This is a genomic window from Bradyrhizobium barranii subsp. barranii (genome assembly GCF_017565645.3).
In the GTDB taxonomy this organism is placed as follows: domain Bacteria; phylum Pseudomonadota; class Alphaproteobacteria; order Rhizobiales; family Xanthobacteraceae; genus Bradyrhizobium; species Bradyrhizobium barranii.
Genome location: NZ_CP086136.1, coordinates 9,654,729 through 9,673,739, shown reverse-complemented (window position 1 = coordinate 9,673,739; position 19,011 = coordinate 9,654,729). Strand labels below are relative to the sequence as shown.

The window sequence follows — 19,011 nt, the reverse complement described above, 5'->3', positions numbered from 1 at the left end:
ATCGGTGACCGCTATTCGAGTCGTGCTCAGGTGGGCTCGTATGACGATCTTGCCCGGGCTGTAGTGGCTTTACCATGGGAAGGGAGGCGCGCCTTGAAGGTCAGGAAAATCATTGTCCTGTCAGACGGGACAGGCAACAGCGCCGCCAAGATATTCAAGACGAACGTCTGGCGACTTTACCAAGCTTTAGATCTTTCTGGAGAAAGCAGACAAGTTGCTCGATACGATGATGGTGTAGGATCATCGAACTACAAGCTCCTCGCAATGCTAGGCGGCGCCGTTGGATGGGGATTGAAGCGCAACGTTCTGGACCTCTACGTGTTCATTTGCCGCAACTATCAACCGGCCAACAAAAAAAGACCCGCCGACGAAATCTATGCATTCGGTTTCAGTCGCGGAGCATTCACTGTCCGAATTTTGCTTAAATTCATTTTGTCGCAGGGCCTAGTGAAGGACTTCGACTCAAGCGATGATCTTAGGCGGAAGGCCAGGCAACTTTATCGAGACTTCAGGAGAGAGCGTAGAACTCGCTTTGGCTTGGCAACGTTAGGACGCGCGTTCCGTGACTTCTTCATTAGAAGAAAAAGCTTTGATGTACATCCAAACATCAAAATTAAGTTCGTGGGTGTATGGGATACGGTCGATGCATACGGAATACCAATCGACGAACTCAAACAGGGCATCGACCGCTACATATGGCCCTTGGCACTTGAGGACTCGCAGTTCCAAGCCGACCGCATAGATAAAGCGTGTCACGCTATTGGAATCGATGATAAGCGAACGACTTTCCATCCCTTGCTATGGGACGAGAGTGAACAAAGTTGGAATAGCCTTGAACAACTCCCTACGAGCACTGACGACGAAAAGCTAACGCAGGTGTTCTTTGCAGGGGTGCACGCCAACGTTGGTGGTGGTTATCCCGATGATGCGATGAGTTTAGTTCCTTTGAACTGGATGTTGAAAGAGGCAACAAAGGCTGGCCTAGCATTCAGCCAATCCGCAATACAGGAGATACAACAGAAAGCGCAACCGTGTGGGCGGCTCTACGACTCTAGAGCCGGGTTTGCCAGCTACTACAGGTACGAGCCACGTCATTTCGCGCCACCACGTGACAAGCAGTCAGCGTACATCCCATTTCCGAAAATTCACGAAAGCGTGCTCGTTCGAATAGCGACGGGTACAGATGCTTATGCGCCTGTTACGCTTCCGGCAGGTTGCGACCCGGCCCGCATCGTTGTCGAAGAGCATTGGGAAGATGTTCGAGCATATTCGGGAGTTGAACAGAACATCTTTTCATTGGATGCCTACGCGGGATTGAACGATTTCGGAAAGGCATATCTAAAGATCGGTACGGTATCGGAAGGAGCTGATGTAATAGAAAACATCAGATGCCCGGATCTTCACTTTCAAGAATTGACTTGGGATACCGTTTGGTGGCGTCGCGTTTCCTATTTTGCGACATTGGTTATCTCTATCGCGCTTGTTGTCTCCCCAGTGTACTCGGTGCTGACGAGTTGGCATGTTTTTGAGATGCTTGTTGCGGCTTTCGGGTTTTTCTTTATCGTTGCCACGCTCGTGGCTCAATGGTTTTTGCGACCATTCGTCAGCTTGCTGTCGGACGCTCTAAGTTCCGCTCTTCCAAGCGGGTTGTCTCCTTGGTTAAAAGCGTTGAGAGAGGACCCGAGTAATTTTCTTATATTGTCGGCATTGCTTGTTGCATGCATTTTGTGGGGCAAGCTGATCGATCGTCGCATCGCTGACCGTTCGTTCGCATATTACAACACCCACTGGCGTGAGGGTCGCGGGCCGTGGTTTGAGACCAGTCTCAGGTTGCGGCGAAGAGGCGCCCGTGGTCTGCGGCCGCGTCTACCACCTTACTTTTGATCGTTCTATACAACGTCTTTGGGACCTCGGTTTCGGATGCCGATCAGACTGCGTTCTTGAATCGCTATTTGGAGACGTTCTGCCAAAAGGATGCGTCCTTATGTGAACTCAAAACGACCGCAGCTGCCGTAGTTGCGGCGATGCTCGTAGGGTTTCTTGGATTTTCAGCATTATCGATCACCACGGTGTTCCGACTGATAAAACGGCGCGGATCTAAAAGGACGAATTCTGAACAACTGTCGCCTGAGAAATCCGAACACTTGATAGGGCCAATCACTGAAAAGCCAGTCTCGAAAAACGTAGCTTCTGAAAGGCCGAGTAAGGAGCTTCGCGGGCTAGCGCTTAGCTTTTCAAATAAACTGAGACGTTCAACATGGCTGGTGAAGTGTTACTTGTGGATGACGGGTAAGCTAATTCCGGCTGGGTTCGCCGCGCTCGTCGTGTTTATTTCAGTCGGCCTGCTCAATCGAGTCTCATTCAACTTCATGAACGATATTGGTCAAGTATGCACTTATCCGCACTCGGATAGCGGCCATCATTCCCTCCAGAAGGGCGAAGTCAGAATAGTCTTTCTGGAGTTCTCTTCTGTCTGCCAGCCGGCTGTGTTCGTACTGAAGCCAGGAGAGCGCTATTCGATTTTCCTAGTGGATGACGATCCATTCGCTGACGAACCCACCGATATCCTCAGTGACGCAGAAAAAGCGTGGCAATCGAACGTATCGAAATTGGATAAAAATTCGATCCTTCCAAAGTACAACTTAATAGCAATGATGATCGCGCTTCCGTTTAAACGAGTGTGGTCGCAGAGTTTTTTTTCCGTCTTAGCCCAGACCGGTCAGGAAAGATATGCTGTGCCCATCCCGGTTGGGATCGGGAGGGATGATCCTATGATTACCTTTTCAGCTCGCAGGTATGAACTGTATCTCTATCTCAATGATGTTGTTGTGGGGATACCCGGTCTAGAAGGCGCGCTCTATCGTCAAAAAGGTGGAATCAAGGTCGCCGTGCTACGATGCAAAACCGGCGATGAACAATGCCGAAAAGCTGATGTTGAGGTAGGTCCAGGTCAGAAAAAAGAACTCATGCTTTTTGAATAAAGCCGGAGCGCTTCGCCACCCTTTCACCCTCAACCCTAAATGTCGCCTTCTGGCCCTTCGCGTAATTTGCTGCTGGTCACAAAAACGGTCGGTATCGGAGCGAAGCGGACGAAGGATTACGAGTACGCGCCGACTCAACGCCGTGACCCTGTTTCATCATCTATCCGGGGACAACCACCATCATCGCCCCTCGCTCGGAGCAGGGCCCATTACGGCATCTAGTACAAGGGGGAGTCAAAACCTCGGTACGAAAAAACAACCGGCGTCCTTAACCGGAGCCGGTTGATCCAAGTCTCTGTGCATGATGAAACCACGGACTCGACCCGAGAGCGCTCGGCTCCGGCATCGAGCTGTGCCGCAATCAAGCGCAGGCCCGGACTCAGCCGTCAACGTAAATTTTCGGCGAGCCAATCATTCCAGTCGAGCGTCGGATCATCGATGCGCTGCTGCTTGAAGCGGCTGGCCAGCGCCTGGCGCGCTGCTTTCGAGAGCTGCTGATAGAGGAAGCGAAGCTCGACGACGGTCTCGCGGCGGTTACGCTTGACGAGATTGCTATCCGCCTCGCGACGCTTCAGCTTTCCGATCAATCCAATCGGCCCAGCGGGTGCAAGCCGCTCTCCCTGCAGGAGCACAGTCGCCTGCTTCTCCAGCTCTTTGCGCTTCTGTTGCTGGGTGATTGTCATTCGGGCAACCGATAGGCCCGCTCGCCGTCGCGCGATAGATGGGCGGGATTTTTTGCGGCGTCAACGTAAATCTTCATCAGCGCGTCGGAGATTTTTCGGCTGGTTCTTGCCCGACGCTTCCAAGCAGCGGGAAGATGTCCGGCAACAGGCGTTCGCTGCAATCGAGAAGGTCTAACGTAATCAGTTGTTTGGTGACCACCTTGCGCAGCCGTGCTCGCGCTTCAGCGTAACTCATTCTAGCCCCGAATTTTTTCGCATCGAGACGCCACGCCCGATAGGCAGTGTTGAACCAGGCAAGCTCGCCGGTCGCGTTCGCCGCATCGATCACCTCCTGGACGTGCCTGACCGCTGATTTGACGCGAGCCATCGCTGCGTCGTGATTGGTCAGCGGTATATGCCAGGAGCTAGCGACTGCCTCGATCTGCTGCGCTGCGACTTCGGCACGCACAGCGAGCCGACCGTCCTGGTCGTGCGGCAGCACGCTGTCAACCTCGGCCGCGATTGCCTCGGCGGCGGCGCGGTCCTTGACCCAGTAGGCGCACGCGATTTCCGACCGTAGCCATTTCCGCTGCATTGCGTGCAAGGTCAGATTGAGATCGCGCGTTGCGCCGACGATGCACGGCTCTCCAATCGGGCTGCTGCCGATATAGACCGCAGCCACGCCGAAGATGATCAGATACTCGCGCTCCGCACCGTGAGGGATTTCAAATTCCATTCAACACCCTCAGAACACCGGCACCAGCTCGTTGCGCAGGCCGCGAGCGATGATCTCGCAACCCTGGTCGTGGCGCTGCCGCCAGGTGTCGGCATAGCCGCCGCGCTTCGCCGCCACCCATCCGGCATCGCGCTCCAGGGCGTGCGCCAGCGCCACGGCATTCACGGCGAGGACGAGATGCGCGAGCCGCCCCAGGTAGTGGGCAGGCCAGCAGATCGCCGCTTCCATGCGCGTCACATCACGAAGGGACGGCAGCAGCCTGGTGCGGTTCTGCATCTGCTGGGTCCGCTCCAACTCACCCTGCTTGTGCTGCTCGACCAGGTCGTCGAACTCGTAGACGTAGGGAGGCCAGCCAGGCCGGTAGCCGCAGACGCCAGGCATCGGCAGCAGGCGCAGGGTCTGCATCGCCTCGGACAGCCGCTTGCCAACGTGGGGCCCGCCCCAGATCGAGGGAGCCTCGTCATCCATCACCACGTCTTCCAGGGGATTGAAGTTCATCGGCTCGCGCCGGATCAGCAGCATGTCACTCATAGGTCAGCTCCCCCTGAATTTCCTGAAGTTGGTCAAACTGCTGTGTCTTGGGGTCGAACCGCATGCGGATCGCACCCCGATAGCCGGTCTGCTCGAAGCGGACCTTCGAGATGTGCACGGTGGTTTCAGCCTTGACGGGATCACGCTCGATCACCAGCCCGTGGTCGGGCTTATTGAACCAGTGCGCCGAGCCGTCGATGTCATACAGCGTCGCCGTCCGCAGCTTGCCGCGCTCGTAGACATCCTTCGTCGGGTGGGCGAGCACGATCACCGCGACCTCGTACCGACGACCGAACCGCTTCAGCATGCGGATGGCGCGGCCGATGTACTCGTGCGTCGACTCCTCGCGCTTCCGCGCGTGCTCGATCTCGTTCCAGGGATCGATAACCAGCACCCGGATGCCGTCGCGCAGGACCGCGTCGCGCGCCTTTTCGACGATCCACTCCAGCGTGATGTCGTCCTCGTCCTCGTCGTTGGGGTCGTTGTCGAGGAACACGAAATTGTGCTCGATGAAGGCGTCGGTCACCGGATCAGCTGCGTCGCTGCCTGAAACGATCTTGCGGAGCTTGTCGCGCAGGTACGGCACGGTCGGCATTTCGGGCGAGAAGATCGCGGCACGCCAGCCGTGGAGCAGCGCCAGCTTGACCAGCAGGTTCATGATCCAGGTCGACTTGCCGTGGCTCGGGATGCCGGTCACGACCATGAACTCGCCAGGGAAAAGCTTCATCCAGCCATTGCCAGGTAAGCCGTCGAAGATCGGCCAGCCGCACGAGACCGGCACCAGCGTCGGCAGGTTGGGGTATTCGGACAGGCGGTAGAGGCCCCGCACCGGGTACGGCTTGGCTTCCCGCAGCAAAGTGCTCACGGCATCCGGCCCCAGCTTTTGCCGCACCTCGTTCAGGTCCTTGCAGCCAGGCGGATAGCTGACGAACAGACAGCGCCCAGCGCCGACGCGCCGCACCAGCTCGGCGGCGAGGCGCTGCCCCGGCCCGTCGTTATCAACCGCCAGGATGATGCGCTTCACGCGACCGAGGCGGTCGCGATTGAGCCACAGGAATTCGAACTTGCCGTTCGGCTCGGTCTGCGGATCGAGCGGCGGCAGCCGAGCATCCTTCGGAACAGGCGGCGCGCCATCGGGCACCGACACTGTGAGCGGCCAGCCGCTCTCGATGGCGACCATGCCGTCCTCGATGCCCTCGGTGATGACGAGCGGTTGCGTGCCGTTGTCGAGCGCCGGATCGTCGAGGACATCGGCATTCCAGAACGTCCGCTTGCCACCCTTGCGGTGCCAGAAGACCTTCTCGCCGTTGCGCTCGGCGCGGTATTTCTCGTTCACGACTACGCCGTGCTCAAGGAACGGGTAGACGACGATGTTGCCGCGCGGGTTCGGGACGACGCGCCGGTCGGGCTTCTCACCGACGAGGGCTCCCGTATAAACTTCGAACCGCGTAGCTGTTTCGGGCGATATCCCCCTTGCTTCGAAGAACGCGGCGGTCGCTGGCGCGAGCGTGTTCATAGCGGTAGCTCCCCTTGAAGTCGTCGCAGTGGAAACAGCGGAAGAAAAAACCATCCGGCTCGGAGCGGATGGACAGGCAGCGGTAGAACTTCTTGCGGCGCTGGTGCGAGCACGCAGGGCAGCGGAATGCCTTCGACCCCGTGAAGGATCGCGGATCGCAGCCGACGCTCGCCAGCATGCGAAGAACCTCTTCGAGACGCAGGTGCTGGTTCACAGGATCGCTCCTCTCGGTCTGTCCTCTTCAACGTTGCCGCGAATGATTGCGCCGATGTACTCGCGGGGATTTTCCTTGGTCGCGGCGACCTCCACCGCCGCCCGTGCCAGCTCGGGTTTGCCTTTCGCCTTGAGCAGCTGCGAGATGACACCGCCTGCGCTCTTGCCGAGGACCTCCCGGCCTCGGCGGAATAGCTCGGTTTCGGGATCGGGTCGCTGCGGCTTCGCTGCTTCCGCATGACCGAGATCAAGCTCGCCAGGGCGCGCATCGCGCGGCGCGCCGACAGGCGCGGCATTGGTCCTAGGTCCTAGGTCCTGGTCCATGGTCCTAGGTCCTAGGTCCGTCGATGCATCCTCGCGAGTATTCGCGAGCAGTCGCGAGCCCTCGCTGACAACCGGCAAACGAGACTTCGTTGGCCGGTCAATCTTCTGATGCTTCAACCAGTTATTCACCTGCAGATAAGTCGAGCCCTCAACCACGTACCGGACGACGCAACCCTCGCGCTCAAGCTCGTCCAGCCAGCCGTCGATCAGGCTCGGAGCGTCTTCGTCGTAGGGGTAGAGAAGGCTCGCGAGCATTCGCGAGGCTGCGCGAGTCCTCCCTTCGTCATCGCAAAGGGTCCAGAGCTGGACGAACAGCAGGCGCGCATCCCGCGACAGCTTCCCGATGGTTTCGGACTGCGGGAATTCCGGTTTGATGGTGCGGATGCGCGGCATGTCATGCTCCCATCGGTGGCGAGGCGACCCGTCGCCGAAACAGCGGCGAGGTCTGCACTGCGAGCTGCGGGACGAGGATCGAGGCCTGGTAGTGCCAAAGCGCGAGCGCGTCGGCGGCGTTGTCATCGGATGGAGCCCAACCGAGCCGGTGGCAGGCGCTGATCGTCAGCGCCTTGGCCTGGTCGCGCTTGTGGCGGTTCGAACCGATGAAGTGGACGCGCACGTCGGCAACGCGCGCCTCCCGCACGTCATAGCCGCCGAGCGTCGAGGTCAGCTCCTCGACCACCGCGCAGAGGCCGCTGAGCCGCCGCATGATGTCGGCAGTGGTACGGCCAGCCATCTGCTGCGGCGTCATCGGGGCTTCGAAGACGACCAGCTTGATGTTGGGGTCGGTGGCGAGGAAATCGGACAGCCATTGCCTGCAGCCCGCGAACAGCGCGCCCATGCTCGCGCCCTCGCGGGCGAAGCGCACGGAGCCGGATCGCGGCACTGCATCGCTGCAATCGCCGCAGGCCCAGCCGGTTCGCGAGGCCAGATCAAGTGCCAGGATGCGAGGGCGCAGCATCATGCCACCCGCCGCCGCCGCCGCTTCCACGCTTCCAAGGCGTCTGCGTGAGCCAGCTTCGCGCGTCCCTCGCGGCGCAGGCGGGCAACGTTGTACGCAGCGTCCTCGTCGCTCATATCGTCGAGCAGAACGTACTCGGGCTCGGCGCTTCTCGCAGATCGCGCTGTCGGGTAACGCCACTGCAAGTCGGGGAAAAGCTCGTGCTGCCGAGGTTCGCCATCGTCGCTTTCGGCCCGATCATCGAAACGGGTGCGCAAGACGCTCCGCGCGATCTGGCGCAATTCGAGATGGCATCCGAGATAGACAAGCGGCGGCGCAATGTGACCGCCATCAAGCTCGATCATCGCCTCGTTGGCAACCCAAGACGGCGAGATGCGCGATTGCGAACGGCGGGTATCGATGATGCGGCTGACAATGGCGACCAGGTCGCCTGCTTCGTTGGTCATCAGTGTTCTCCAATGCGCTTGAGCCACGCCGCGACACGGGGCGCGAGCGCGTGAACGTCGTCCTTCATTTCCGGGGTGAGAGTTTCGAGAACGTCGCTGGGGGCCTTGCCGAGCAGATCGCGTTCAAAATCGCGCAAGCGACCCCAAAGCCACAGCGCCTCCGATGCGACAGGCTGCACCTTCGGTTCTTCGGCGGCGCGAATGATGCCCGCCGTCGTCGGCATCTGGGTCCTGTCGGCGAGCGCGGTCTCGAATTGCTCGTCGGGCACGGCGGCGAGCTTTTCCCACTGCTTCGCTTGGCGAGGCGTGACGCCAGCGGCGAGCAACTGTTCGGCCTTGGTCGAAACTCGGTCCATCGTGGCCCGAGTTTCCGGCGGTCGCCCGCCCTTCGACTTTTCGAGGTCGCGAGACAACTCGCCCGCCTTGCGCTCCGCGCGCAGCCTGATCTCGCAGGCCTGGCGCTCGGCCTCGACGTTGTGAGCCTGTCGCGCATAGGTTTCGAGTGCGACGGCCTTGTCGCGAATATCCTTCGCTTCATCGACGCGAAAGGCTGCATCGATGGCGTGGCACATCGCGTCGTACTTGGCGAGAACCGCAGCGGTCATGCGCGCCTCCGCTAGTGAGCGGTGGCGCTGGCATCACCCATCATGGCGGCAGCCCGCCAGAGCGGCAGGTCCTTGACGCCTTCGGCCGTCGCCAGCATCGACAACGTCAGCTGCTGGTCGGCCTCAAGCTCCTCGTAAATCTTGCGGTTCTTTGCCTCGTTGAGCCTGATCTTGACCAGCGAGCGCAGCTCCTTCTCCGGGATGCCGCGCGCCTTGGCCTCGGTGTAGACGTTGCTGATGCTCTCGCGGATGCTGCGGCACGTCTTCATGAACGTACCGCGCTCGCTCGCCAGGTCGGCGTGGTAGCCGTCGATCTTCCCCAGGAGTTCCTGCACGACTTCGGGTTCGAAATCGTTGATCGTGTTCGCTGCTTTCGCCATTGGTGTCCCTTTGATTTTTGCGGGGCCACGGTGAAGCGGGAGGATCACCGGGCCGCGCTCATTGTCATGAGGGCACCCTCGAAGCGGTGTATGCGCGCCGATGCTTGGCGCACCAGGGCGAGCCGAAGACTTTGGTCTCGCCGCAGAACAGCACGAGTCCGTCCTTGCCGCGCTGATCGAGCACGGCGCGACAGTGAAACCACTTCGCCTTGAGGAACGGCACCGGCTCGCCGGGACGCTTGATCGGCCTGGCCGTCTTGCGCCGCATCGGCACAACGTTGGACCTGGTCGGCTGCTTCGCGAGCTTCGGCTTGCGCTGCGTGCGCGACAGCCCGAGCCGATGCACCTTGCCGATGACAGAATTGCGCGATGTCTGCAGGGCGTCTGCGATCAGCGCTGCTGAAGCACCTTGCGTCCACATCGTCCGAAGAACCTGCTCAGAGTTGGGGTCGTCCCAGACAGACACGCGCATCGGCAATTCATGATCACTGAGCCGACCCGTTGTCACGAGGAAATTCGCGCGCATCGTAAATTAGCGGGTCTGGCTCAACTTGCGAGACGCGGCGATGAGCGATGATGACTCAGTGGTGCGCTGTTACGAGCTGAGACAGCGTGCAGCAAATTTTCCGGGTCTGCAGCTCGTTGCATTATTGACAGTCCGAAGTGCGAGATTGACAATCGAAAACATCAGGCGGGCACCAACAGCACCAAATCAACATCGCCCCTCATGATCTCGAAACCACGGTGTCATCGACTGCCCTGGTAGCAGGCGACCCGGTCCCAAATCATCGCACTCAGCGCCTTCGACCTCTGGTCGAAGCCGTCTCTGCTTTGCGCCGGAGGTTCGTGTCGTCATGCAGTCTATTCCCTGGGACCACAAGCAGGTATCGACGCCGAATTGTTATGCCGACATCCCGTCGTGGGACTATCACGATCATCCGAACCTTTGCGTCGAGCCCTCGATCTCGTCGTCCTTCCTCCGCGACATCATCCTGAAGTCGGCCAAGCACGCCTTCCAGCGTTCTCGGTTCAATCCGGCTTATGCCGCTGATGCCGAGCAGAGCGAGGCGATGGCGCTGGGTCGCTTCCTCCACAGCGCCGTCGCTGGCGAGCCCTTTGAGCATGACTGCGTGCTGCGACCCGCAACTGTCGGCGGCGTGGCCTATCAGGGCAACCGCAAGGAGTGGCGCGACTGGAAGGCGGCGCAGATCGCGGCGGGCAAGTACATCCTGACGCCCGAAATGGTCGAGCGCGCGAAGGGCATGATCCTCGCGCTCGGCGAGTTTCCGCTGGTTCGCCAGGGCATTTTGAATGGCGCGCCGGAACGCTCGCTGATCTGGCGCGATCCGCGCGGCTTCTGGAAGAAGGCGCGGCCGGATCAAATCCCCAACGACAGCGGCGACTATATCGACCTGAAGACGGCCAGGGGCGTGACCTACCGCGAGACGCAGAGCGCGATCATCAATTACGGCCTCTGCCAGCAGGGTGCGATGGTGCTGGAGGGCGCGCGAGCGCTGGGCCTCTCTGCATCGTCGTTCACGCTGCTCTGGGTTGAGAGCACCGCGCCCTATTGTGTGCGCGCTCAGACGCTGAAGGACGAAGACCTGGCGCGCGGCCACGCGCTCAACGAGCTTGCCTGCAAGATTTTCTGGGAGTGCTACCAGACCAAGCACTGGCCCGGTCCCGGCGATGATCGCGAGGATGCCGAATTTGTCGATTTGCCGGATTGGTGGCGCAAGTCGGTCGATGACCGGGTGAAGTTCGAGCTGCGTGAGGCGGCCTAACCATGCGCAGCTTGCTCCCCAATCTGATCCTTGAAGGTCATTCGCGTAGCGTGCTGGCCGACTACGACTATATCGCGCGTGCGCTGGTCAACCCCATCGACCCTAACCATGCGCCGCGCCATCCGGTAATCGCAAATATCGTCGCCAGCGAGGCGCGCGAGCGCGCAGAGGTCTATTGCTTCGACAAGCATACGACCGACATCGCTTGGGCCATGATGAATACGCGCCGCCGCATCCGCAACGTCCTGCAAGGAGTTCGGCTGCCGTTCCGGCGAACGTTCTTCGAGTATGAGACCCCGCCCACGCGCACCGGCATCTTCGTCGAGGGAGACCGGAACGACTGCCTGATCAGCCGCATCGATACGCTCAATGGCATGCCGGATGAGCCGCTGCTCACAATGACCTTGCGGCACGTCGATTTCGATCTCCTTGTCGAGCGCGACGACCCTGTCGTGGACCGGGTGTTCTACTCGTACCCGGTGCCCGGACTTGAAAACACGAGCAAACTGCTGTGGCCGGAAGCAATGGACGCAACGATCAATCTGGTTGCGGCCCTTTCGACCTTCCTGTCGCTCGGCGGCTCGACGGTCTCTACGTCGAAGCGGATCACGCGGGAGGGCCGCATCGCACGGAAGCGCGGCAACCCGCGCGCTATGGGCGCAATCGACAGCTACAATTTGGTTACGCTGAAATTGCCCGCCAGCCCGCATCACAGCTCCGCAACGCATTACACGCGTGGCCCTGGCGTGCGCTGGCACACGGTCGCCGGTCACTGGCGCGAATATGCCCCGAACGAGCGGCGGTTGCTGGGCTGGATGGCCTGGATCGCCGACCACGAACGCGGTGACGCTCGAAAGGGCATCATCATCAAGGATCGCAACGTCGAATCCCGTTGAACCTGCGCGAGGCAGCCTAATGACCGACACTTCATTTCCTGGCGACCGCCCGATGAAAGCCGACCGCCTGCCGCCCCAGCAGCAGGCGCAGCCCGAGCGCGTGACCCGCCGCAATCTCGCGGAAGGCAATGCCGAAAAGGTGGTCAGTGAACGCACGGAAGCCGTGACGCTGTTCAAGGGCGGCGGCGTCGATTACGCGAACCTGCGCGATATGGTCGATGCGGCCAAGCTGCTGTCGACCGCAGGCCCGATGATTCCGCCGTGGCTGCAGGGCAATGTCGGCGGCATGTTCGGCATCTGCATGAAGGCGCAGGAGCTGGACATCTCGCCGCTGTCGCTCGCGAGCTGGACGTACACCGTCGAGCAGTACGTCAACGGCCAGAAGGTCGAGCGGGTCGCCTACGAGTCCCAGTTCTTCCACGCCATCATCGAGCAGCGCGCCCCGATCACGACCCGCTTGCAGGTTGACTATGAAGGCGAAGGCGACAAACGCCGCTGCCGCGTGTGGGCCACCTTCAAGGGCGAGAAGGAGCCGCGCTATTTCCCGCCGCTCGACGCTGATCCCGATCAGTTCACGCTCGGCAAGCTGCACCCTGGCCACAACGACAAGGGCAAGGTGAAGGGCTCGCCGCTCTGGGACAAGAAGCCCGATCTGCAGCTTTTCTACAACATGAGCCGCGATTGGGCTCGCATGTACTGCCCCGACATCATTGCTGGCATGTACGGTCGCGATGAGATGGAGGATGCGGGCTTCACCGTCGCATCCGACGCCGCCAAGGACGTGTCGCCGCGCCTGGCACAACGCCTGACCGGCAACGCTCCCGCCATTGGCCAAGCGGCCATCGCTGCCATCGACGCGCACGCCGCTGCGCATGTGCCGAAGACCAAACCGAAATCCGAAGCCGAAGCACCTTCGACTGCGCCCGCGAGCGACGCTGCGGGTGATCGTCAATCGAGTGATGCGAAAGGGGGGAAGTGAGATGGACCGTTGTTTCCCGTTGATCATCTACGACGTGGACCTGCAGATGCCCTGGCCGCCTCTCCCCGAGCGCCAGGGCACCTCATCGGTTGCGTCGCTCGCAGCGACTGAGGGCCATCGCTATCGCAAGATGCGCGACGACTTCAAGGCGATCAGCGCGGCGCGCCCGTACCTGAACCATTGCACCATCGCGTGCTCGGTCGGCGCGCAGGCGTTCGGCACCTCGATCCAGGACCTCCGGACAAAACCTAACCGCGACGCACTCGCTACGCGCCAGAAGATCATGGCCTTCACCAAGGTCGTGACCGGCGCGAGCTATCATCAGATCGCGCGCACCTTCGGTATCGACCACAGCGCGGTGATCCGCGCCTGCGAGCGGTACGAAGTCACGGTCCGCCTGTTCCTCGCCGAGAAGGCCGTCTGATGCGCAAGGTGGTGCGCGATGCGATTGCCGCCGTCCACGACGCTGGCGGCTCGAACGTCCGGGTCTCGGAAGGCGGCAAGCACACGCGCATCCACTTCACCGGGCCGGATGGGAAACGATCTCTCGTGCTGCTCCATCGCGGCAGCGTCGTCAGCCGTTGGTTTCCGACGCAGGTCCGATCTCAAATCCGAAGGAAGCTCTCGAAATGAGCATTGGCCGTCTTCGCCTGCTGATCCTGTTCGCAAAACTCGCCTTCTGGGTAGTGCTGATCTACGTCGCCGCGCTGGCCTGGACACACTGAAAAACTGAAAGGGAGAGACCATGAACCTCGCCAATGAAATTTCCGCGCTTGAGAGCGAGCTGCAGTCACTTCGCACCGAAAACGAGGTGCTCAAGAGCAACAAGGCAATCATCGAGTTCGAGAACGAAAGCTTGCACCGCCAGGTCTCCAAGGTCAACGCCGAGCGCGACAACCTGATGCGGCGCGGCGAGGCGATCAAGAGCCTGCTCGATCAGATCGGCGGCAGCCTGATGCTCGGCCTTCGCAAATTCCACGATAACGAGCGCGACATCGAAGCCGCGAGGCTGACTGCCGAGACCGGAGAGATGCCGATGTTCGTGGCGCAGTCGCGTGGCAACGGCCACGCCGAGGCAGACAAGACCGAGCACTGATCATGACGCGACCCAGCGACCTCGAAATTGCGCAGGCGATCTGTTGCGGCGAGCACTGCCGCAGCGAGACCTCGCATTGCCATGCGGGCGATCACTTCGCCGAGGCCTATCGCGTTCGCAAGTTGCTGGATCGCCACGCCCTTGGGTCCGGTGGAGCTACGGAGGCGGCGTCTCGCACAACGCCGTCGCGCGGTGAGGATATGAGCCAACGACCCGCGCCCCAGACCAAGCGCAAGCGGAGGGCTCGGGCATGATCGCGCGACGCGCCGTCCTGCAGTGCCTCGCGGTTGCCCTGGCGTCGCCGGTCCTCGCCGCCGACGACGACTTCGATGCAATGTGGACGCGCCGCATCGGGCGCGACCCTTTCGACCAGGACGGGCCGCGCGCCGGGGTAGCTCAGTCGGTAGAGCGGCGGATCGAAAATCCGCGCGGCGGTGGTTCGAACCCATCCCCCGGCACCAATCGCCATGTCGCCCGTGATCCGGTCTGCGGCAAGCGCGGTCGCCGCTATTTCCACATCGGTCGTCGTTTGTCCTGGAGGTGCCGCCGTGCCGGTTGATGAAGACAAGATCGCCGACAACGTCACGAAGCTGATCGACGTATTCCATACGGCCAGCGCCCACATGGATTGCGACAGCGAGGGCGCGGCCCTGGCCTATCTGGTCGCCGAATACGTCGCCTGCTTCGCGCCCGCGCATCAGCAGGAGATGCACGGGCTGTTCGACCGGTGCGTCGCTGACGAAATCAAGCAGATCAACGCATACCTGCATCGTCGGAAAGGGGCGCACTGATGATGTCCGCTGCAAAGACGAAGGCCAAATCACGGAAGAAGCCGGAGGTCCCCATGACGCAGCTTGCCTACACGGTCCCGGAATTCTGCCGCGCCTTCCGCATCTCGGAGCGGCACTACTTCAACCTGCGCGACGAGGGTAAGGCCCCGAGGGAAATGCGGGTCGGTCGCCGGGTGCTGATCTCCGTGGAGAGCGCGCAGGCCTGGGTCAGGGCGCGCGAGCTGGAGCGGACCTGATGATCACCACCATCGACAAGCTGCGCTGCGTGCTCCGCGAAATCGGCTACCGCAAGCACGTCTATCGGCGGCGCGTCGCCGACGGCTTCATGACCGAGGCCCAGGCGAAGCGCGAAGTCGAGCTGATGGAGGCGATTGCCCTCGACTACCGCGCGATGATAGTCGCCGAAGAGCCGCAGGGCACGCTGTTCACCGAAAAGGAGCGGTCGTGATGGAGCCGACGATCACCATCGACGGGCACAAGCTGACCGAAGGCCAGAGCATGTCGGTTCGCGTCGCCATCACGGCGTTCCTGATGGAGCTGAAGAACGACAAGCAGTTCGCGGACAGCCTTGGCGTGATCGGCATCGCGTACCAGGCGCGGCTGACCGAAGTCATGCACATCATCCTCAACGAAGCGTCTTGAAGCAACGCCAGGGCGTCCTGGCAAACAAGGAGAGAAGTCTATGCGCATTCCCAAGGGGGCCGACATCCAGTTGAAGACGGAGAACGACGCGCTCGAATTGCACGTCACCGCAGCGATCACCACCAAGGCGCAGGCGAACGACCTGATCTCCTGCATCCGCCAGGTTTCCGGTGCGCTGGAGAGCGAGCGCCGCAGCCGCCGCAAGCCGAAGATCGCCGAGGCGGCGTGATGGCCTGGCGGTGGCGTGTATCGGCGTTCTATGGCGTCGAGGACCCCGACAACGGGAAGCGGCGCGGCATGTGCGCGATTACGACGGTACACGCCACCGAGCCCAGCATGATGGTCGAGCTGGCGGCCTTTCGCCAGCGCGCGGACATCGGCTGGGTCGATGTCGTCGATCTGCAAACGAACGAGCAGCACCGGGAATACATGCGATGACCGAGCGTCGGACTTTGCCGCTGCGCCGCCAGGCCGAGACGTTCGAGATGAGTTTCGGCGGCGTCAACCGTTGCTATGCCGTCAGCCTGGGCTTCTACGAGGACGGCGCGCGCGGCGAGGTCTTCATCTCGGGCGGCAAGAGCGGCGAAGCCGTCGAGGCTATCGCGCGTGACGGCGCGGTCCTGCTTTCGCTCGCGCTGCAATACGGCGCGCAGATCGAGAACATGGCGAGCGCGATCACTCGCGACGGCCAGGGCCAGCCGTCCACGATCATCGGCGCGGTGATCGACCGACTCCTTCCGGCAGCGAGGGCAACGAATGACTAACGCCGTCTCGACCGCATTCGAGCATACCAGAGTGCCTTACGGCGAGGACGGCAAGCTGGTGCGGGGCATCATCGCACGATGCGGAGCGCCCAATTGCGAGGCCGCCGTCCCGCTGCCGGTGAACCTGATGGCGAATGGGCGCGGCATGGACGACAACATCGAGTGGCAGTTCATCGCGCGCAAGCTGGAGCAGAAGGGCTGGCGTATCGGCAAGAGCGCGAGCGCGCACCGCTGCCCCAAATGCTTCAACGCGGCGAAGTTCGCAGCAATCCGTAAATCAGAGGAGAAGCCGATGCCGAAGGTCGAAGTACCGCCGCCGCAGGTTGCGCTGCAGATCGTAAGGGATCACGGCAAGGCAATGACGCGCGAGGACCGGCGTATCATTTTCGAGAAGCTGAACGATGTCTACATCGACGGCAAGGTCGGCTACGGGCGCGGCTGGACCGACGAGAAGGTCGCGACCGATCTCGGCGTGCCGCGCGCCTGGGTGAAGCTGCTCCGCGAAGAGAATTTCGGCGACGAGGTCGGCAATGAGGAAATCCGCGAACAGGCCGCCGAGGCGCAGGCCGCTCTTGTCGAGATACGCAAGCTGGAGCCCGAACTGCGGCGGCTGCTGGCACTCGCCGACAAGATCGAGAAGTCGCTCGGCGAAATCCAGAAGGTGCTGAAGTGAGCGAGCAGAGCGAACTCGAGATGCTGCGGTTGGCGCTGGCCGCAGCGAAGGAAGAGACAGCCGAGCTGCAGGATATCTTTGATCTGCAGTGGGAGGCCGACATGCGGGGGGTGCGCCGCTGGCGCGAGGCGAACCCCGGCAACGAGCTGGTCCTGCCCGACCGCGCCAACCTGGTGGTCTGGTTGCTCGGCCTGGTCGAACGGTCGGCGGCCCATCCCGGCAGCCTCGAAGGCGAGCGCTGCTTCTGCGGGAAGCCCGCCGCGCGCAAGGTCGAGGAGGTCATCTTCGCCGACGACTCGCAGCCGATCCGGCATCCGCTGACGAGCTACGTCTGCGACGAGCACTTCCGCGAGATCATGGGACCGGCACGTCATGAGTTCTGACGAGGAACAGGCAGAGCGGGACGCGGATATCGGGCGCGACGCCGCCAACGTGCTGCTCGCCCTCATCAACGGTGTGAGCCCAGGGGTCGCCTACAACATCATCGGTTGCATGACGGTCACGGTGTTCACGACGGTCCCTTTCGTCAACCCGCTCGATGCCTTGGACGAGTTCGACCAGTGGGCAGCATACACGCGGCAGATGATCGCCAGCGAGATCAAAGAGAGGCTGCAATGACATTCCGTGTCGTCAACCTGACCACGGGCGAGATTTTGGCCGAGCTGCACAGGGCCGACCACGCCGTGCAGCTTGCCGATACGCTTGCGGCCGAGCAGCGCTACGAGGCGCAGTTCGCCGTGGTCCAACTGGTGACGGTTTACGAAACGCCGATCAGGGGGAAGACGCCATGACGCTCTGCTATTGCGGCTCGGGCAAGGAGTCCCGGTGGGAGAACGATGCGCGCGGCATCCCGCTGTGCCGCGTCTGCGACAAATGCCGGAAGGAGAAGCTCGGCCGGTACCGGCCCGAGGTGCTGTCCGACCCGGATTACGAAACCGAAGAGCCCGTCGAAGAGGATTGATGCGGCGGCGCGCCCATATCTCGTTCAAGACGAAGCTCGCTGCGACGCTTTGCGAGATGCTGACCGACGACGGCACCGGCAAGCTGGTGAAGATCATCCCGCACGAGGATGCGGTGAAGATGACCGAGGACCAGGTGCTTTCGCTGTTTCGGTTCGACCACGGGCTCTATCACGCGCAAGGCGGCTCGGACGAGTTCTGGAACCTGACGCCCATGCTGATCGAGGCGCACAACGTCAAGACGCGCCAGCGGGATATCCCGCAGATCGCAAAGACGCACAGGATCGAAAAGGCCGAGGAGGAATTCCGGACGCGCCTGCTGGCGAAGGATCGCGGCGAGCCGAGGCCGCCGAGCCGCTGGCCGAAGCGCAAGATGAGGACGCGATGAGCGACGACAACGTTTCCCGCATCCCGGTCAGGTTCAAGGAGCCGCCAGAAGGCGAGCCGCCGTTTCTCAAGGTGGTGGACCGCTGGAGCGACCGCGACGGCTGCGATCATCGGTCCTACTACGTCGAGGGGCGCGGCTTCGTCCCCGTGACCTACTATCTGCGCGAGGGCGAGACCGAAGTCGAATGCGGGCGCTGCCATACTCGGCTCGACCCGATGTTTGTCCTGCGGATCATGGCGAGCGAGGAAACGCAGTGGTCCCGCTCGCGCGCTAACTACATCGAGGAAATGCAGCGGCTCCGCGACCGCAAGCGAACGAGGTGCTTCCACTGCGGAAAGATGACGGAGATTAGCCGACGATGAACACAGGGGTTATCGCGACCAAGGTCTGCAAGGCGTGCCGCCAGGAGAAGCCGCTCCGCGATTTCTATCTGCAGGTGCGCCCAGGCCTCCGGGACGCGACGATGACGGTCTGCAAGGAGTGCCACCGCGAGCGCGTCAAGCGCGCCACCGCAGAACGCAAAAAGGTCCCGCCTAGGCAGCGTGCCGAGCCCTAGCGGTGGGAAGGGCGCCCCGGCCGCTTCGTTGTCTACTGCCGTCGCAATAGGAGCGAGAGAATGAGCTAGAGTCGTCGGAGCAGCGCCACCCAGCGTCGACGGTGATTGACAGTGAATACCCACTGCTCTTA

General features: G+C 61.6%; 33 protein-coding genes and 1 tRNA gene. 24 read left to right on the top strand and 10 right to left on the bottom strand.

Going from position 1 to position 19,011, the window contains the following annotated elements; all coding sequences use genetic code 11:
- Positions 1-93 precede the first annotated feature (93 nt).
- A complete protein-coding gene (locus J4G43_RS46980) occupies positions 94-1,884 on the top strand; it encodes a T6SS phospholipase effector Tle1-like catalytic domain-containing protein (protein WP_208088900.1) in 1,791 nt (596 codons plus the stop codon).
- A 56-nt stretch (positions 1,885-1,940) separates the two neighbouring features.
- Positions 1,941-2,981 (top strand): hypothetical protein, encoded by a 1,041-nt coding sequence (locus tag J4G43_RS46975; protein WP_208088899.1) that lies wholly within the window; start codon positions 1,941-1,943, stop codon positions 2,979-2,981.
- Positions 2,982-3,367: 386 nt separating this feature from the next.
- Here the strand turns inward: J4G43_RS46975 and J4G43_RS46970 are convergent, their stop codons facing one another.
- From J4G43_RS46970 to J4G43_RS46925, 10 genes are all read right to left on the bottom strand, one after another.
- Positions 3,368-3,664, bottom strand: coding sequence for a hypothetical protein (locus J4G43_RS46970; RefSeq protein ID WP_208088898.1), 297 nt, complete (start codon positions 3,662-3,664; stop codon positions 3,368-3,370).
- 76 nt (positions 3,665-3,740) lie between these two features.
- On the bottom strand, positions 3,741-4,379 hold the full coding sequence (locus J4G43_RS46965) for a hypothetical protein (protein WP_208088897.1): 639 nt from the start codon (positions 4,377-4,379) through the stop codon (positions 3,741-3,743).
- 9 nt (positions 4,380-4,388) lie between these two features.
- Positions 4,389-4,910, bottom strand: a complete 522-nt coding sequence (locus J4G43_RS46960) for a hypothetical protein (RefSeq protein ID WP_208088896.1) — start codon at positions 4,908-4,910, stop codon at positions 4,389-4,391.
- Entirely contained in the window at positions 4,903-6,426 is a 1,524-nt protein-coding gene (locus tag J4G43_RS46955; RefSeq protein WP_208088895.1) for a DnaB-like helicase C-terminal domain-containing protein, read from the bottom strand. Before J4G43_RS46955 ends, J4G43_RS46960 begins: the two co-directional genes overlap by 8 nt.
- A gap of 210 nt (positions 6,427-6,636) precedes the next feature.
- Positions 6,637-7,356: a hypothetical protein gene (locus J4G43_RS46950; RefSeq protein ID WP_208088894.1), complete on the bottom strand. Its 720-nt coding sequence runs from the start codon at positions 7,354-7,356 to the stop codon at positions 6,637-6,639.
- Between the two features lies 1 nt (position 7,357).
- Positions 7,358-7,924 carry a hypothetical protein gene (locus J4G43_RS46945; protein ID WP_208088893.1) on the bottom strand — a complete coding sequence of 189 codons (567 nt, stop codon included), beginning with the start codon at positions 7,922-7,924 and terminating at the stop codon, positions 7,358-7,360.
- A complete protein-coding gene (locus J4G43_RS46940; RefSeq protein WP_225005543.1) occupies positions 7,921-8,367 on the bottom strand; it encodes a hypothetical protein in 447 nt (148 codons plus the stop codon). The genes J4G43_RS46945 and J4G43_RS46940 overlap by 4 nt, the downstream gene beginning before the upstream one ends.
- On the bottom strand, positions 8,367-8,972 hold the full coding sequence (locus J4G43_RS46935) for a hypothetical protein (RefSeq protein WP_208088892.1): 606 nt from the start codon (positions 8,970-8,972) through the stop codon (positions 8,367-8,369). Before J4G43_RS46935 ends, J4G43_RS46940 begins: the two co-directional genes overlap by 1 nt.
- An 11-nt stretch (positions 8,973-8,983) precedes the next feature.
- Entirely contained in the window at positions 8,984-9,352 is a 369-nt protein-coding gene (locus tag J4G43_RS46930) for a GapR family DNA-binding domain-containing protein (protein ID WP_208088891.1), read from the bottom strand.
- Between the two features lie 64 nt (positions 9,353-9,416).
- Positions 9,417-9,824, bottom strand: coding sequence for a GcrA family cell cycle regulator (locus tag J4G43_RS46925; protein WP_208088890.1), 408 nt, complete (start codon positions 9,822-9,824; stop codon positions 9,417-9,419).
- A 382-nt stretch (positions 9,825-10,206) separates the two neighbouring features.
- Here J4G43_RS46925 and J4G43_RS46920 point away from each other — a divergent pair, with 382 nt between their 5' ends.
- The 22 genes from J4G43_RS46920 to J4G43_RS46815 all read left to right on the top strand — a co-directional run bounded on the left by J4G43_RS46920 (position 10,207) and on the right by J4G43_RS46815 (position 18,880).
- On the top strand, positions 10,207-11,136 hold the full coding sequence (locus tag J4G43_RS46920) for a PD-(D/E)XK nuclease-like domain-containing protein (RefSeq protein WP_208088889.1): 930 nt from the start codon (positions 10,207-10,209) through the stop codon (positions 11,134-11,136).
- Positions 11,137-11,186: 50 nt separating this feature from the next.
- Positions 11,187-12,032 (top strand): hypothetical protein, encoded by an 846-nt coding sequence (locus J4G43_RS46915; RefSeq protein ID WP_208088888.1) that lies wholly within the window; start codon positions 11,187-11,189, stop codon positions 12,030-12,032.
- A 19-nt stretch (positions 12,033-12,051) separates the two neighbouring features.
- Positions 12,052-13,011: a recombinase RecT gene (locus J4G43_RS46910; RefSeq protein ID WP_208088887.1), complete on the top strand. Its 960-nt coding sequence runs from the start codon at positions 12,052-12,054 to the stop codon at positions 13,009-13,011.
- 1 nt (position 13,012) lies between these two features.
- Positions 13,013-13,435, top strand: a complete 423-nt coding sequence (locus J4G43_RS46905) for a helix-turn-helix domain-containing protein (protein ID WP_208088886.1) — start codon at positions 13,013-13,015, stop codon at positions 13,433-13,435.
- Positions 13,435-13,644 (top strand): hypothetical protein, encoded by a 210-nt coding sequence (locus J4G43_RS46900; protein ID WP_208088885.1) that lies wholly within the window; start codon positions 13,435-13,437, stop codon positions 13,642-13,644. Before J4G43_RS46905 ends, J4G43_RS46900 begins: the two co-directional genes overlap by 1 nt.
- A gap of 112 nt (positions 13,645-13,756) precedes the next feature.
- Positions 13,757-14,107, top strand: a complete 351-nt coding sequence (locus J4G43_RS46895) for a hypothetical protein (protein WP_208088884.1) — start codon at positions 13,757-13,759, stop codon at positions 14,105-14,107.
- A gap of 385 nt (positions 14,108-14,492) precedes the next feature.
- Positions 14,493-14,568 (top strand) — tRNA-Phe (locus tag J4G43_RS46890).
- Between the two features lie 6 nt (positions 14,569-14,574).
- Complete coding sequence (locus J4G43_RS46885) at positions 14,575-14,898, top strand: hypothetical protein (RefSeq protein WP_208088883.1); 324 nt, start codon at positions 14,575-14,577, stop codon at positions 14,896-14,898.
- Complete coding sequence (locus tag J4G43_RS46880; RefSeq protein WP_225005541.1) at positions 14,898-15,134, top strand: helix-turn-helix domain-containing protein; 237 nt, start codon at positions 14,898-14,900, stop codon at positions 15,132-15,134. The genes J4G43_RS46885 and J4G43_RS46880 overlap by 1 nt, the downstream gene beginning before the upstream one ends.
- On the top strand, positions 15,134-15,346 hold the full coding sequence (locus tag J4G43_RS46875; RefSeq protein ID WP_208088882.1) for a hypothetical protein: 213 nt from the start codon (positions 15,134-15,136) through the stop codon (positions 15,344-15,346). Before J4G43_RS46880 ends, J4G43_RS46875 begins: the two co-directional genes overlap by 1 nt.
- On the top strand, positions 15,346-15,540 hold the full coding sequence (locus J4G43_RS46870) for a hypothetical protein (RefSeq protein ID WP_208088881.1): 195 nt from the start codon (positions 15,346-15,348) through the stop codon (positions 15,538-15,540). Before J4G43_RS46875 ends, J4G43_RS46870 begins: the two co-directional genes overlap by 1 nt.
- Before the next feature lie 40 nt (positions 15,541-15,580).
- Complete coding sequence (locus J4G43_RS46865; protein WP_063685610.1) at positions 15,581-15,769, top strand: hypothetical protein; 189 nt, start codon at positions 15,581-15,583, stop codon at positions 15,767-15,769.
- The gene (locus J4G43_RS46860) at positions 15,769-15,978 is read left to right on the top strand and encodes a hypothetical protein (RefSeq protein WP_208088880.1); all 210 of its coding nucleotides are present in this window, start codon (positions 15,769-15,771) and stop codon (positions 15,976-15,978) included. The genes J4G43_RS46865 and J4G43_RS46860 overlap by 1 nt, the downstream gene beginning before the upstream one ends.
- A complete protein-coding gene (locus J4G43_RS46855; RefSeq protein ID WP_208088879.1) occupies positions 15,975-16,304 on the top strand; it encodes a TSCPD domain-containing protein in 330 nt (109 codons plus the stop codon). The genes J4G43_RS46860 and J4G43_RS46855 overlap by 4 nt, the downstream gene beginning before the upstream one ends.
- A complete protein-coding gene (locus tag J4G43_RS46850) occupies positions 16,297-16,977 on the top strand; it encodes an ATP-binding protein (protein WP_208088878.1) in 681 nt (226 codons plus the stop codon). The genes J4G43_RS46855 and J4G43_RS46850 overlap by 8 nt, the downstream gene beginning before the upstream one ends.
- Positions 16,974-17,360, top strand: coding sequence for a hypothetical protein (locus J4G43_RS46845; RefSeq protein ID WP_208088877.1), 387 nt, complete (start codon positions 16,974-16,976; stop codon positions 17,358-17,360). Before J4G43_RS46850 ends, J4G43_RS46845 begins: the two co-directional genes overlap by 4 nt.
- Entirely contained in the window at positions 17,350-17,595 is a 246-nt protein-coding gene (locus J4G43_RS46840; RefSeq protein ID WP_208088876.1) for a hypothetical protein, read from the top strand. Before J4G43_RS46845 ends, J4G43_RS46840 begins: the two co-directional genes overlap by 11 nt.
- Positions 17,592-17,768, top strand: coding sequence for a hypothetical protein (locus tag J4G43_RS46835; protein WP_208088875.1), 177 nt, complete (start codon positions 17,592-17,594; stop codon positions 17,766-17,768). The genes J4G43_RS46840 and J4G43_RS46835 overlap by 4 nt, the downstream gene beginning before the upstream one ends.
- Positions 17,765-17,938 (top strand): hypothetical protein, encoded by a 174-nt coding sequence (locus tag J4G43_RS46830; protein WP_208088874.1) that lies wholly within the window; start codon positions 17,765-17,767, stop codon positions 17,936-17,938. Before J4G43_RS46835 ends, J4G43_RS46830 begins: the two co-directional genes overlap by 4 nt.
- Positions 17,938-18,324 carry a hypothetical protein gene (locus J4G43_RS46825; RefSeq protein WP_208088873.1) on the top strand — a complete coding sequence of 129 codons (387 nt, stop codon included), beginning with the start codon at positions 17,938-17,940 and terminating at the stop codon, positions 18,322-18,324. Before J4G43_RS46830 ends, J4G43_RS46825 begins: the two co-directional genes overlap by 1 nt.
- Positions 18,321-18,686 (top strand): hypothetical protein, encoded by a 366-nt coding sequence (locus J4G43_RS46820; RefSeq protein WP_208088872.1) that lies wholly within the window; start codon positions 18,321-18,323, stop codon positions 18,684-18,686. Before J4G43_RS46825 ends, J4G43_RS46820 begins: the two co-directional genes overlap by 4 nt.
- Complete coding sequence (locus J4G43_RS46815; RefSeq protein WP_208088871.1) at positions 18,683-18,880, top strand: YonG family phage-derived protein; 198 nt, start codon at positions 18,683-18,685, stop codon at positions 18,878-18,880. Before J4G43_RS46820 ends, J4G43_RS46815 begins: the two co-directional genes overlap by 4 nt.
- The last annotated feature ends 131 nt before the right edge of the window (positions 18,881-19,011 follow it).